Source organism: Exiguobacterium sp. ERU653, from assembly GCF_018617775.1.
GTDB classification, from domain to species: Bacteria; Bacillota; Bacilli; order Exiguobacteriales; family Exiguobacteriaceae; genus Exiguobacterium; species Exiguobacterium marinum.
Genome location: NZ_JACSKV010000004.1, coordinates 1 through 13,601, shown reverse-complemented (window position 1 = coordinate 13,601; position 13,601 = coordinate 1). Strand labels below are relative to the sequence as shown.

10 protein-coding genes, 1 rRNA gene and 2 riboswitches are annotated in these 13,601 nt (G+C 44.8%); of the genes, 8 read left to right on the top strand and 3 right to left on the bottom strand.

Translation table 11 applies throughout. The features are described 5' to 3' along the window. Positions 1-45 precede the first annotated feature (45 nt). Entirely contained in the window at positions 46-1,311 is a 1,266-nt protein-coding gene (locus tag KNO95_RS12570; protein ID WP_214879157.1) for a tetratricopeptide repeat protein, read from the top strand. A 47-nt stretch (positions 1,312-1,358) separates the two neighbouring features. Here the strand turns inward: KNO95_RS12570 and KNO95_RS12565 are convergent, their stop codons facing one another. Both KNO95_RS12565 and KNO95_RS12560 read right to left on the bottom strand, forming a co-directional pair. Next, positions 1,359-1,676 carry a hypothetical protein gene (locus KNO95_RS12565; RefSeq protein ID WP_214704004.1) on the bottom strand — a complete coding sequence of 106 codons (318 nt, stop codon included), beginning with the start codon at positions 1,674-1,676 and terminating at the stop codon, positions 1,359-1,361. A 197-nt stretch (positions 1,677-1,873) separates the two neighbouring features. Then, positions 1,874-3,715 carry an ATP-binding protein gene (locus KNO95_RS12560; protein ID WP_214879155.1) on the bottom strand — a complete coding sequence of 614 codons (1,842 nt, stop codon included), beginning with the start codon at positions 3,713-3,715 and terminating at the stop codon, positions 1,874-1,876. A 249-nt stretch (positions 3,716-3,964) separates the two neighbouring features. Between KNO95_RS12560 and KNO95_RS12555 the strand changes: the two genes are divergently transcribed. From KNO95_RS12555 to KNO95_RS12530, 6 genes are all read left to right on the top strand, one after another. After that, complete coding sequence (locus tag KNO95_RS12555; protein WP_026824354.1) at positions 3,965-4,570, top strand: flavin reductase family protein; 606 nt, start codon at positions 3,965-3,967, stop codon at positions 4,568-4,570. A gap of 172 nt (positions 4,571-4,742) precedes the next feature. Next, positions 4,743-5,693: an AAA family ATPase gene (locus KNO95_RS12550; RefSeq protein WP_026824353.1), complete on the top strand. Its 951-nt coding sequence runs from the start codon at positions 4,743-4,745 to the stop codon at positions 5,691-5,693. Further along, positions 5,690-6,760 carry a DUF58 domain-containing protein gene (locus KNO95_RS12545; protein ID WP_214879153.1) on the top strand — a complete coding sequence of 357 codons (1,071 nt, stop codon included), beginning with the start codon at positions 5,690-5,692 and terminating at the stop codon, positions 6,758-6,760. The genes KNO95_RS12550 and KNO95_RS12545 overlap by 4 nt, the downstream gene beginning before the upstream one ends. Continuing rightward, on the top strand, positions 6,757-8,856 hold the full coding sequence (locus KNO95_RS12540) for a transglutaminase domain-containing protein (protein WP_214879152.1): 2,100 nt from the start codon (positions 6,757-6,759) through the stop codon (positions 8,854-8,856). Before KNO95_RS12545 ends, KNO95_RS12540 begins: the two co-directional genes overlap by 4 nt. Before the next feature lie 41 nt (positions 8,857-8,897). Beyond that, positions 8,898-8,998: riboswitch (purine riboswitch) on the top strand. A gap of 110 nt (positions 8,999-9,108) precedes the next feature. Next, on the top strand, positions 9,109-10,632 hold the full coding sequence (guaA, locus tag KNO95_RS12535) for a glutamine-hydrolyzing GMP synthase (RefSeq protein ID WP_251129415.1): 1,524 nt from the start codon (positions 9,109-9,111) through the stop codon (positions 10,630-10,632). Between the two features lie 132 nt (positions 10,633-10,764). Next, a riboswitch (purine riboswitch) is annotated at positions 10,765-10,866 on the top strand. Between the two features lie 88 nt (positions 10,867-10,954). Next, entirely contained in the window at positions 10,955-12,313 is a 1,359-nt protein-coding gene (locus KNO95_RS12530; protein ID WP_251129412.1) for an NCS2 family permease, read from the top strand. 26 nt (positions 12,314-12,339) lie between these two features. Here the strand turns inward: KNO95_RS12530 and KNO95_RS12525 are convergent, their stop codons facing one another. Further along, positions 12,340-13,182, bottom strand: coding sequence for a VanW family protein (locus KNO95_RS12525; RefSeq protein WP_214879150.1), 843 nt, complete (start codon positions 13,180-13,182; stop codon positions 12,340-12,342). Positions 13,183-13,536: 354 nt separating this feature from the next. Between KNO95_RS12525 and KNO95_RS12520 the strand changes: the two genes are divergently transcribed. After that, positions 13,537-13,601, top strand: a 16S ribosomal RNA gene (locus KNO95_RS12520); the annotation flags it as partial.

Sequence of the window (13,601 nt, the reverse complement as noted above, 5' to 3'; positions counted from 1 at the left end):
TTTAAAAAAATCGATCATTTTAGTTCGAAGGAGCTACTGCTTGATATGGAATATAATTTTGGAAACTTAATAAAAGTGGAACGTATGCGAAAAAATATGAAGCAGTCTGTGCTTGCAAGAGGAATTTGTTCGATATCATATTTAAGTAAAATTGAAAATAATCAAACAACACCAAGTGATGAAGTTTTAGAATTGATTTTTGAAAGATTAGAGTTAGAGGTCCCGCTTTACTATGATTTTAGTGAAAAAATAGATCAAACTAAGAAAGAAATTCGAGACACCTTAAAAGAAGCGTTATTGTCGAGACAAGAGGAAAAGTACTTTAAACGAATCGAAAAGTTTAAAACAAATCCTGTTGTCTTGCAATCAAAAGAGTTATATGTCACTTTGTTAATTACTTTGGCACGATTCGGTATCACTCCAGGTGGAAACGTTCAATATTTAATTGAAGTGGGTTGGATTAAAGATCAATTATCGAATGATGATCGTATACGTTATGATTTGACCCAGTGTATCTACATGTTTTTATATCAATCTGCCGATCGCGAAAAGACTGTAAATTTGTTAGAAAAAGTTGGAAAAGAAATATCGAATTCGGGTATTCCTGCCTGGGAAATAGCAGACATGCGATATGTGATGGGGGCACTGTATCATCGATTTACAGACTATTCACAAGCAATTGATTATGTGAAATTAGCACTTGATTATTTTCAAGAAAATTTTTGCCTCGAACGGATTATTGAGTCACATATGATTATCGGCCTGTCATTTAAACGACGTAAGCGTTATACGATTGCGTTAGATCATTATGAAAAAGCAGCAAAAGTGGCAGATAAAGCTAATTTAAACAATTATTATGGGATGCTCTATAACAATATGGGGGATATTTATTTTTTAATTGGTGACCAAGAAAAAGCACACAAATATTTTCTTGATAGTTTTAATGTCAAAGAAGGAGCAAAAAGCAAATTGTATAGTGTGATGTCCTTACTTGAAGTTAGTGTTGCCAAAAAAAATATTGATGGGATTATGAAGTGGTTGGAGGTTGGATATGAGTTAAAAGGGGATCAAGATGACTTAATCGAGTTTAACTATCACTTTGATATTTATGCAAGTAAATATAAAAAAAACGATCAAAATAATTTGATTAATAGTTTAAAAAGGGCTGTGGACTACTTTGAAGCTTATGATGAATACTATACACATAAATATGCGTTATGGTTATCTAGAGAATTAAGAAGTACAGGTAAATATAAACTGGCTACGGAATACTATGAAAAAACAATTTCCATGATGTCACGTTGGGAATAAATAAAAAGAACTCGAGATAAGTAATCATACTTAAATTGAGTTCTTTTTTATGGTGTCGTAAAATAGTGCACCGTCCACACCTGTTCCTGAGCGAGGCGTTCGTCTTCGATATGACCGTTAAGGACTTGCTGTAATAAATGAATCAAGTGCTTCTGGAGATTTCCGTCATGTGAGCCACTATGCAAAATTTGCTCTTCGCTCGCAATGATATAAAATCCACCAATCCGCAAAGGAATATGCTTTCGAACCAAAGCCGTAGCGATTTGATACTTCGTTTGTTCGCCTGTATGAGGCACTTCGACTTCAAAACGTCCCCATTGTTTCAAATCTCCAATTTCTGAAAAAGGTGGGTCACGATGATTCAATGGCAGGACCTCCGATCCTAGCAATTTCTTTATAATCAGTATATCTTGTTTTCGGCTTAAAACGTGTAAAAATAAATGGATAGGGTATTCCACATCCACGTAAATGAATCGGTTTCTTTCCTTTCTATATTTTGTAAAAGGAATCCTTCCGAATTAGGCAAAAATGAGTCAAAAATAACACGGTTAAGAAGACCGTGTTATTGCATGATATGTTCTTTCGATGCGGGAAGTTCACAGATGAAAGTACTTCCTTCCCCATAAACTGATTCGACATGGAGTTGTCCGTCATGAGCTTTAGCAATCTCTTTACAGATAGCGAGCCCGAGCCCGGTCCCCCCGATTTTGCGTCGATCCGAGTTGTCAACGCGATAAAATTTTCCGAAGAGATGAGGAAGAGAGGCAGTCGGTATGCCCATTCCATGGTCTTTTACTTTGATCACAACCTCTTCATCTATGCGCTCGAGTGATACAAGAATATTCCCGCCGTCCGGTGAATATTTGATGGCGTTACTTAACAGGTTGCCGAACAGCTGTCGCATCCCTTCTAAGTCGGCATCGATGACGAAATTTTGTTCGATATCAACGTCGATGAATAGCTCATGAAGGTCCGTTGTTTCTTGATAAAATGCGACGCTATTTGACACGAGTTCATATAGGTCGACCGGCTCCCATTCAAACGTCTGTTTTCCGGATTCCATCTTCTGCAAGTCTAAGAAATCGCTGACGAGATATGAGAGTCGCTTCGCCTCATCATGGATCGTATGCAAATACAGTTCTCGACGGCTTTCATTCAAGTCGCGCGACAACATGAGTTCGGTAAACCCATAAATCGATGAAAGGGGCGTTCTTAATTCGTGCGACACAGTCGTTACGAGTTCAGATTTCATCCGGTCAACCTCAGTCTCGGCGGTAACGTCACGTAGGACGAGCATTGTCCCACGGAGTCGACGATCACGATAAATACTTTCGGCATAGAGTTGGATAAAGCAATCACCTTGATCAATCGAAATCGTGAGCCCGTCTTCCGGTGGGTCTTGGGAGAAGACTCGCTCGAAGTACCGAACGAATTGCTCGTGTTGGTCGACGCGTTTTGCTAATTGCTCGATATCGATGTTGATGGCGGACAACTCTTCGTACCCTTTATAGTCAAAGTGAAGATCATCAAACATGCGGATGAAGGCACGATTTCCGACGACAGTGTCATCTTCATAGTTTACATATAGAATAGCTTCACGCACCGAATTAATCAGTTGGGCTGTTTCTTTCCGATCCTGTTGCATCTGAAGATAGAGTTGCATCCGAAGAAGTGAGATGGCGAGCTGGCTTGCGAACGCGTTCAGTTCGGACTTTTCACTTGCATCATACTGTTCATCATACCGTGCTAAATAGAGGCAACCAATCAGACTATTCTCGGACGGGTCCATGATCGGGATAACTGATTCATAAATATAATACGGATACGTGTGTAACGCATCGACGACCCGTTTCGACGTTGCGGCGGGTAACTTTGAAATCATGACGCGTTTGAGTAAAAGTGAATCTTTTTTGAGACTTTCTTGTTGTTCTTCGGTCATTTCTTTTGGTACGACAGACGTAATTTCTCCGTCTTTGGCGAGTAGGAGCGCACCAAACTCGGATTTTGTGAGTAACACGATTTTTTCGATGACAGATGAATAATCAAATAGCGATTCTTTTGAGGCCAATACTCCGATTAATTCATTACGATATTGAAGGTTCATTTGATTTATCTTGGATTCGTTTAGTACACTCTCGAGCTTTGCTTTCTTGGTCTTCAATCTATGGTTTTGTTCAGTCATCCGTTTGATGAGCGGACGCCCGATGAGTAAGATGGCACTAATGAACATAACTAACCCGATCATCCAAATCCATCGAAGGGCTGTGAGTTCGAGAGTAGAGACATCCCCATCTCGCACAAACCAAGCGCCAATCGCGGTCAAAATGATACTAAATCCACATACGCTATATAAAATACTGAGTATTTGACGACTGTTGAGTTGTTCAATCCACTTACTGATCATTCGTTTTACTTCCTTCCTTGAACATAAAAACGGGGGTCATCCTTTCCTTGCCCTGCATTCTACGAAACGGGAAAAGGAAAATGAAACTAATTTGCTTATGCGATGTGTCTATTGTCTATGTTGCTTTCACATACACGCATTTACCCAAAATGATTAAAAGATACACATGTCTACTTTCTCACCATTGACATCATTCACATAAACTATTATCTTGAATTTAAGATAAAAAAGAATGAGGAGTGTGAGTGGATGTTATCGATTGAACCGTCTGCTTTGACTGAAATCGACACGTATAAGTTTTTGATTGGCAGCATTGTGCCGAGACCGATTGCCTTTGTCACAACACGACATGAGGATGTGATCAACGCGGCTCCATTTAGTTATTTCAACGTGGTTTCTTCCGTTCCTCCGCTCGTGTCGGTCTCTGTCCAACGAAAGGATGGAGTGATGAAGGATACAGCACGAAACGCGCTGCGCACGAATGAATTGGTGATTCATATCGTAGATGAAACGAATGTCGCCCATGTGAATGAGACGGCTGCAAACCTTGCAGCCGATGAGAGTGAACTGTCTCGCACGAACTTCACGATTCAACAAAGCGAAGTTGTTTCGACACCTGGGATCAAGGAAGCAAAAATCCGATTTGAGTGCGTATTACATCACCACCTCCCGATTGAATATGACGGACAGACGACTGCGGATTTGTTGATTGCACGAATTGTCCGTTTTCATATCGACCGTGATTTATATAAACACGGACGTATCGATGCAAAACAACTGGCTCCGGTCAGTCGAATGGCGGGGAATGGTTATGCGACACTCGGTGAATTTTTCGATTTGAAACGTCCGGAATAATTGATAAACGTGTCCGTTTTTTCTAAAGAACGGACACGTTTTTTGGGTAAAGAAGTAGGAAGCGTATTTGCGTACGGTATTTCTTTCATTCCGAACCTTGCTTATGTCACAATAAAGTCAGAACATTCTAACTTTCAGTCATCCTAGATTAGAGAAAAAAGGGGAGTCCGTCATGTACCGTCCAACTGTCCAATCGATTATTACTGCCATTGAAACCGTGATTGTCGGAAAAGAAGAAGTCATCGCTAAAAGCTTAACTGCGTTGCTAGCAGGGGGACATGTCCTTTTAGAAGATGTACCAGGTGTCGGAAAGACGATGCTCGTTCGTACGTTTAGCCGAGCGATCGACTTAGAGTTTAAACGCATTCAATTCACACCTGACATGTTGCCATCCGATTTGACCGGTATTTCGATGTATAACCAAAAAACGAGAGAATTCGAATATCGTCCTGGTCCGCTCATGGGGAATATTATTTTGGCGGATGAAATCAACCGGACTTCTCCGAAGACGCAGTCGGCTCTTCTTGAGGCGATGGCGGAGCGAAGTGTGACAGTGGATGGGGAATTAAAAGTACTACCTTCACCATTTTTCGTCATGGCGACACAAAATCCGATTGAACATGAGGGGACGTACCCATTACCTGAAGCGCAATTGGATCGTTTCTTGCTCAAAATTGAAATGGGCTACCCGACATTCAATGAAGAAATTGCACTGTTATCACGTTTTGAAAAAGACGAGCCGCTCGAAACCCTTCATAGCGTAATCACGAAGCAAGAAGTCGAACGTATGCAGCGTGAAGTGAGAGATGTCCACGTATCGAGTGCAGTCAAACAATACATCGTGCGATTGGTACATGAGTCTCGGAAAGATCCGCATACGTATTTAGGCGGAAGTCCGCGGTCCACCCTTGCCTTGATGAAAGCATCACAAGCGTGGGCATATATTCATAATCGTGATTTCGTGTTGCCAGATGATGTCAAAGCACTGGCGACGAGTGTTCTCGGACATCGTGTCTTGTTGACGGCGGAAGCGCGTTATAAAGGAAAAACGTCGAATCAGTTGATTCAAGACTGGCTCGATACGTTACCTGTCCCGATGGATCGTGAGGTCAACGAGGTATGAAAAACTGGATGAAGCTGTTCGTTGTATGGGCGGCGGCATTCGGATTGTATTCATTTGCCCGCATCGAAGGAAGTATTGTCGCTTCGACGTTATGGTGGTCGTTCGCGGTGTTGACCGTCTATTGGACGCTTTTCATGATCTATCCAGTCACTGCGGCGAACGTCTCGCGACGTGTGACGACGAAACGTCTCGTCTCCGGTCAGGTGATGGATGTCGAACTGAAAATCGAACGGAAGTATCCTTTCTTGATTGGGATGGTGACGTTAGAAGAGCGAATGCCACAACGCTTAATTGATGAGGATAAGACTATTATCGTGCCGGTAGACCGTTTCTTCCGGCGTGCTGAAGTTGTCGAGTATAAAATCGATGCAATCAAACGAGGAATTCATGTCTTTGATCGAACGATTCTCCATGTTCGTGACGTGTTTGGGTTATTCGACCGTAGACGGACGATACGAATCGAGACAGTCGTTGAAGTATCTCCTGCTGAGCTGCCGTTTGATTTGCCACGAGATGAGCACGTCGGAGGACGTGGTGAGCAATATCGCCAAACGCGTACGTATACAGAAGTGGCCAATACGACTAGCGGAGTGCGTGAATATGCGGCAGGAGACCGAATCGGACGGATTGATTGGAAGGCATCTGCACGTCGAGGCAACTTGATGACTAAAACGTTTGACCAGGAACAAGAAAAGAAGCTCTCGCTCGTGTTTGTCCCTTCGGTCTCTGCTGGTTACGAGGAGGCGTTTGAACGCTCTTTGTCGCTACTCGTTGGTGCGATTCGCCAGTTAGAACGTAAAAATTTGCCGTTTGAACTATATGTGATTGAAGACCAGGTGAGGTTGTTTCATCTTCCGGACCAAAGCGCTGAGGTCGGTCATTACTTGCTGACTGCGACTCCGGAAGCGGAGGGGCGTATCGTCGAGAGGGTGAAGCAGAATCTGCCCCAACAAACGGGGGATCTGATTTTAATCAGCCCGTTCGAGACCGCGGCAATCCGGGAACTCATGCATGAAACACAAGGAAGCTATCATCTATACACTGCGGTAAGTGAGGTGATGACATGAGAACTTGGGTGACCCGCATTGTTTATACGATACTTGCCGCCTATTTGTTGTCGTTCTGGATTGAACCGATTGTTGGAAGTACAACGTTTGATGTGAATTGGCCGTTTTATTTCCTTCTCATCGTGCCGATGTTCGCAAGTCTTCTCCCGTGGACTGCTTTTCTTAGTATTTCATTTCTCAATTTTCTAGTCGTCCTATACGTCTATCACGGAAGTATTTTCGACTGGTTCGGGATTTGGATGGAAGACTTCACAGGTGTCATAAGCGGAGAGTTACCAAACGAGGCCATCTTTTTCTCTGCGATGGCGCTCATCGGGCTTCTGTTCGCCGTTCTTGTCGGACGAACGTATCCAAGTTACGGATTTGTGCTTGGGATGATTGTATCCACACTTGGTGTCATGGCTTACTTCGACACGTGGACACTGTATGACGGTGAAGGTGACATCCTTTATGCTATCATCACATCGCTGCTCCTGTTATTCGTCACGGATTTGGCGAAACGACCGAGTCAATCACTCGTTCGGTTTGTCAGTATCGGTTTGTTGCTCAGTGTCGTTGTGGCCCTTGCGAGTGCGTCGCCGACGCTCGAGGGGGATTGGTCCGATCGAATCACCACGAGTTTCCGAAATGCGACAACAGAAGGCGATGGGAACGGGCCGGGGCGTGTCGGATATGGTGTTAACGATGAGGCGTTAGGTGGCCCGTTCGAACAAGATGACGGGATCGTCTTTATTGCACGTGGTGCACCGGCTCGCTATTGGCGTATTGAATCAAAAGCGATTTATACAGGGAAAGGTTGGATTGCGGCACCGGTACTCGATTCCAACTACAATCGTGGACAGTTAGTGGACGCGGAAGTGGATACGACACCGGAACAGGCGATTCTGCGTTTTGATCGTCGACAATCGTTCGTTCCATACGGTGGTGAATATCCACAAGCGGCGGAAACGGAATCTGGTACAGAGTTTTTGGTCGGTGATATAGAGCGGGATTTCCCGAACGAGACAATCAACATTCAACCTTCCGGGAAAATTGTATTTGAGAACGAGGGACAAGCGACGCCACGAACGATTCAACTCCGCTACAGTGTCCCCGCTTTCTCTGAAGAACAGCTCGATTTAAACGAAGACGTAACTTCGCTTACTGAAGAAGAAACGCAGGTCTATTTACAACTTCCAACCTCGTTACCGGATCGGGTGAGAGATTTAGCTGCTGAAATCACGGTGGAGAGTGAAACTCCGAACGAAAAAGCAGAGGCGGTTGAAGCTTACTTCCGGAATGGAGAATTTCAATATGATACGGAAAACGTGGCCCAACCGCAAGGCGACACGGACTACGTCGACCAGTTCTTATTTGATACACAAATCGGCTATTGTGATAACTTCTCGACATCAGCAGCCGTCTTGTTGCGAGCAAATGGCATTCCGACACGTTGGGTAAAAGGATTTACGATGGGAGATACGCGGGGGGTGATTCAAGGGGAAGAAGAACATACGGTTCGTAATCGTCATGCTCATTCATGGGTTGAGTATTTCATTGAAGGTGCGGGCTGGGTTCCGCTAGAAGCGACAATCAGTTTCTCGGACGCTAACTTACTACAAATGGAGCAAGAGACGGATACGAATGATTCGACCCCGGCTACGAACGATCCACAAGCGTCTCAAGACAACAATCCGCAAAATCGTCCACAAGAAGATTTATTAATCGATGATGTGACGACAGGTGACGTTCAAGAAGAGGGACGCAGTATTCCGATATGGGGATGGGTGATCATTCTCTTCGTCGTGGCCGTCCTCATTTGGAACCGGAAGATCATCGAGCGGCAAATTATGTACGTCTGGTGGATGAGTCGTCCGCTCACAGACGGAAGTCTTGTTTCGATGCATCGTTATTTGATGAAGCGGCTTCGGGCAAACGGATTTAAAATCGATGGTCGTACGCCTTCAGAGCTCGCGAGAGAAGTCGACGCCTACTACGAAACGAACGACATGACCCGTCTGACGGCCTTGTTTGAACAAGCGGTCTATGCCGAACAAGAACCGAATTCGAAATATAAAGAATATTGGAAAATCATGATTCGTCGAATTATGAGTTGAAGTGACGGGATGCATCAAGTAAGATAGACGCATTAGTTAGATAATTGAACATGGCATTCCTTCGTATATACTCGTGAATTGGCGCGAGAGTCTCTACCGGACCACCGTAAATGGACCGACTATGAAGGAGCACGTTTCGTATACAAAGAAAAGGACGTGCTTCTTCTTCGGTTTGGATAATCTGGGGGAGAGGCGCGTCTTTTTTTGAGGAGAAGGCAGAAAGGTGGAGATTTCGTGAAAGTAGAACAAGAAATGATTTTGGTGCTCGACTTTGGTGGGCAGTATAACCAGTTGATCACGCGTCGTGTCCGTGACCTTGGCGTATACAGCGAGTTGCATTCGCATAAGATGACGGCAACCGAGATTCGCGAATTGAATCCAGTCGGCATCATCTTCTCAGGTGGACCGAACAGCGTATACGCGGAAGGCGCATATCGTTGCGACCCGGAAATCTTCGAACTCGGCATTCCGATTTTCGGAATCTGTTACGGCATGCAACTCATGACGCATCATTTTGGTGGTCGTGTCGAACGTGCTGCACACCGTGAATACGGGAAAGCGACATTGTTCTCAACGCCAGAAGCATCAGCGATTTACAACGGCCTTCCAGTCGAACATACGGTATGGATGAGCCACGGTGATCTCGTCATGGAAGCACCGGAAGGATTTATCGTCGATGGAACGAACCCGTCTTGCCCGGTCGCTTCAATCAAAAACGATGAGTTGAAAATGTATGGCGTACAATACCATCCAGAAGTTCGTCATTCTGAGTATGGGAATGACATCTTGAAAAACTTTATCTATGAAGTGTGCGGCGCGAAAGGCGAATGGTCGATGGAAAACTTCATTGATATTGAAGTGGAGAAAATCCGTGAAATCGTCGGGCACAAACAAGTGCTCTGTGCACTTTCAGGTGGGGTCGACTCGTCTGTCGTTGCGGCGCTTGTTCACCGCGCAATCGGTGATCAATTGACATGTATGTTCGTCGACCACGGTCTTCTTCGTAAAGGGGAAGCGGATAGTGTCATGAAGACGTTCGCGGACGGCTTCAACATGAAAGTCATTAAAATCGATGCGCAAGAACGCTTCTTGACGAAGTTGGCCGGTGTGTCAGACCCTGAACAAAAACGGAAGATCATCGGAAACGAGTTCATCTATGTGTTTGATGAAGAAGCTTCAAAACTTGTCGATATGGACTTCCTCGCACAAGGGACGCTCTATACAGACATCATCGAGAGCGGAACAGATACAGCGCAAACGATCAAATCACACCATAACGTCGGTGGGTTGCCGGAAGACATGAATTTCACGTTGATCGAACCACTCAACACGCTCTTTAAAGACGAAGTCCGTGCGCTCGGTACCGAGCTCGGTCTTCCTGACTATATCGTTTGGCGTCAACCGTTCCCGGGTCCAGGTCTCGGAATCCGTGTCCTCGGTGAGATCACGGAAGAGAAGTTAGAAATCGTCCGTGAATCGGATGCTATTTTGCGTGACGAAGTGAAGAAAGCAGGTCTTGAACGAGACATCTGGCAATACTTCACGGTGCTCACACCAATCCGCTCGGTCGGAGTCATGGGTGACGAGCGTACGTACGACTATGCTGTCGGTGTTCGTGCGGTCACTTCAATCGATGGGATGACGTCAGATTGGGCACGTATTCCATGGGATGTACTTGAGAAAATTTCTGTCCGGATTGTCAACGAAGTCAGCCACGTCAACCGTGTGCTGTATGACATTACGTCTAAGCCACCTGCAACAATCGAATGGGAATAAGCGGAACAGAGGGGAATCCCTCTGTTTTGTCTTAAAACCGAACATTAACGTTCTTTTTAGATATAAAATCCGTGAATTTAGTTGACATTCTATTTTCACGCTGATACGATAAGAACGTTCTTATTATAACCGAACAATTATAAAATAATTTGCCGTATAATATCGGGGATATGGCCCGAGAGTCTCTACGAAATCACCTTAAATGATTTCACTACGGCGAGACATAGATGAGGGTGTATGCCCTCGTATGTTTCGCGTGGGGTCCTCGGTCATTTGCCGGGGACCTTTTCTCGTTTTACGGCGAGTACAAGGAGGAAAACAAATGAGCACACAGCTCAAGCAAGACCAACAACAAACGACAACGAGTCGGATCGATCGCTATTTCCAACTCACAGCACTCGGGACGAGCGTTCGCACGGAACTTGTCGCAGGCTTCACAACGTTCCTTGCGATGGCGTACATCCTCTTCGTTAACCCGAACGTTCTTGGAGCAGCAGGGATGGATACAGGAGCGGTCTTCGTGGCGACGGGTCTTGTCGCAGTTGTCGGTTCGTTGACGATGGGACTTCTCGCAAACTACCCAATTGCGATTGCGCCGGGCATGGGCCTCAACGCGTTCTTCGCATACAGTGTCGTCATCGGGATGGGTATACCATGGCAAACGGCTTTGTCAGGTGTACTCGTATCAGGTCTCTTCTTTATCGTATTGACGCTCTCAGGGATTCGCGAAACGATTGTTAACGCAATTCCGGCTCCGCTCAAAATGGCGGTCGCTGCAGGGATTGGTTTCTTCATCGCTTTCATCGGTTTGAAAAATGCAGGCATCGTTGTTGCGAATGAAGCAACACTCGTAGGTCTTGGTTCGCTTGGAACGGGAACGACGCTTCTCGCGGTATTCGGACTTGTCGTCAGTGCCTTGCTTATGGCGCGCGACGTAAAAGGTGGTATTTTCATCGGGATGTTGTTGACGGCAATCGTCGGTATGATTTTCGGTCTTGTGCCGACACCGACAGCGATCTCAGACGTTGTATCAATGCCGCCGAGTATGTCCTCGACATTCGGTCAAGCATTCATCAACTTCGGTGAGATTTTCACGCTTCAAATGCTTATTGTCATCTTGACGTTCTTCTTCATCGATTTCTTTGATACGGCTGGAACGCTCGTTGCCGTAGCGCGTCAAGCTGGAATCATGAAAGAAAATAAAGTACCGCGTGCAAGTAAGGCGTTGATGGCTGATTCGACAGCAACGGTAGCGGGTGCGATTTTTGGAACATCTACAGCGACTTCATATGTTGAGTCGTCAGCAGGTGTCGCTGCAGGTGGACGTACAGGATTGACTGCAGTCTTTGCAGGATTGTTCTTCGGTTTGGCGTTGTTCTTCTCGCCTCTCTTGGCAGTTGTTACGGCACCAGTCACGGCTCCGGCGCTCATCATTGTCGGTGTACTCATGGCTTCGGCTCTTCTTGATATTGATTGGAAGAAAATCGAGATTGCAGTCCCTGCATTCTTGACGATTATCATGATGCCACTTACGTCATCAATCGCAACAGGGATCGGACTCGGATTTATCCTTTATCCACTCATGATGATTGCGAAAGGGAAGACGAAAGAGATTCATCCGATCATGTATGGAATGTTAGTCATCTTCTTGGCATACTTCATGTTCTTGCCACACGCATAAGTTCATTTGAAAAGCCGGCTCTTTTATTAAGAGTCGGCTTTTTTGTATGCAGCATTCTCGGGAAGGAATGGGTCGTACATGGTGATCGCGTGATTTTCTGTGATGAATTCGTTTCGAAGGTGTGTGCCATTCATTGAAGTGACTTCTTTAAATATTTGGTTATGTCGTATCGTCCCGCCCCACCATTCACGGGTGAAATGATGATTTTCTTCATATATACGATACTGTTCTTTATTCGGGATGTTCGAACGCCATTCCCCGACGAGATGATCTCCTTCTATATATAGAAGAAGTTGATACGTTTGTGCGGTTTGATTGGTGATTTGCAGATCCAGATAGTTATAAGAACAGGTGGCGCCACTACCGAAAGGCTGATCTCGTCGGTAGTCAGGGAACACATCATAACTGTGGCGATAGCGTTCGGTTACCGTCAACGGACTATGTAAGGTAATCCAATAGATGAGGTTGGACAGTTGACAGAGACCACCGCCGATTCCTGAGGTCACTTTTCCATAGTGGAGAATCATTCCCTCTACATAACCTTTGCGTTTCGTCGGCTTGCCGATCATCTTCCAATAAGAGAGAACCTCGTTTGGAGTCAGGATGGAGCCGTTCAGTTTGGCGATTGCAATCTTTAGATTGGTTACTTTGTTATGTTGAACTTCCATGTCGATGTCACGGAGTTGACGATATAAAGGAGTGCGGTGTGTATGAATCAGATATGGCATCGGATCAAGGTTTCGTTTTGAAACATATTTTCGTTTGTCCGTAATCCATTTGAGTCTTCTCTTTAATGTATAGACTAGGGTACCGGACCAGATTCTGAGCGGTGAACGTTTCTTAGGTCGCTGTAAATCGGATTGCATCATGTGTGGACTCCTTATAGGTTTATAGTCGCTATTAGATATAAGTGTATTCTTTAAAGTGATTTCTTCTTCCTTTAAGGAGTTGAGATTCGAACTCTGAATGATACGAAAAAATATTTAAAAGTTTTTTTAGAATAATGCTTGCAAGATTAAAATGCAGGTGATATAGTTATCTCTGTTGCCAACGACAAACGTTGAACAAACGAAAAAGTTGTTGACATTGAAATGAATTAAATGTTATTATCATTTAGTCGTCAAGAGCGACAGACGAACTTTGAAAACTGAACGATGAGGCAAAAAAGTTTTACAATTTTTGAATGAAGCGCAAGCTTCGTCAATTTAAGAGCTATATCAAATTCTTTGGAGAGTTTGATCCTGGCTCAGGACGAACGCTGGCGGCGTGCCTAATACATGCAAGTCGA

Excerpts from the sequence above, each read along its gene's own strand:
- KNO95_RS12525 (WP_214879150.1), bottom strand. The coding sequence starts at position 13,182 with ATGATGCAATCCGATTTACAGCGACCTAAGAAACGTTCACCGCTCAGA.
- KNO95_RS12560 (WP_214879155.1), bottom strand. The coding sequence starts at position 3,715 with ATGATCAGTAAGTGGATTGAACAACTCAACAGTCGTCAAATACTCAGT.
- KNO95_RS12555 (WP_026824354.1), top strand. The coding sequence starts at position 3,965 with ATGTTATCGATTGAACCGTCTGCTTTGACTGAAATCGACACGTATAAG.
- KNO95_RS12545 (WP_214879153.1), top strand. The coding sequence starts at position 5,690 with ATGAAAAACTGGATGAAGCTGTTCGTTGTATGGGCGGCGGCATTCGGA.
- KNO95_RS12540 (WP_214879152.1), top strand. The coding sequence starts at position 6,757 with ATGAGAACTTGGGTGACCCGCATTGTTTATACGATACTTGCCGCCTAT.
- guaA (WP_251129415.1), top strand. The coding sequence starts at position 9,109 with ATGATTTTGGTGCTCGACTTTGGTGGGCAGTATAACCAGTTGATCACG.
- KNO95_RS12570 (WP_214879157.1), top strand. The coding sequence starts at position 46 with ATGGAATATAATTTTGGAAACTTAATAAAAGTGGAACGTATGCGAAAA.
- KNO95_RS12550 (WP_026824353.1), top strand. The coding sequence starts at position 4,743 with ATGTACCGTCCAACTGTCCAATCGATTATTACTGCCATTGAAACCGTG.
- KNO95_RS12530 (WP_251129412.1), top strand. The coding sequence starts at position 10,955 with ATGAGCACACAGCTCAAGCAAGACCAACAACAAACGACAACGAGTCGG.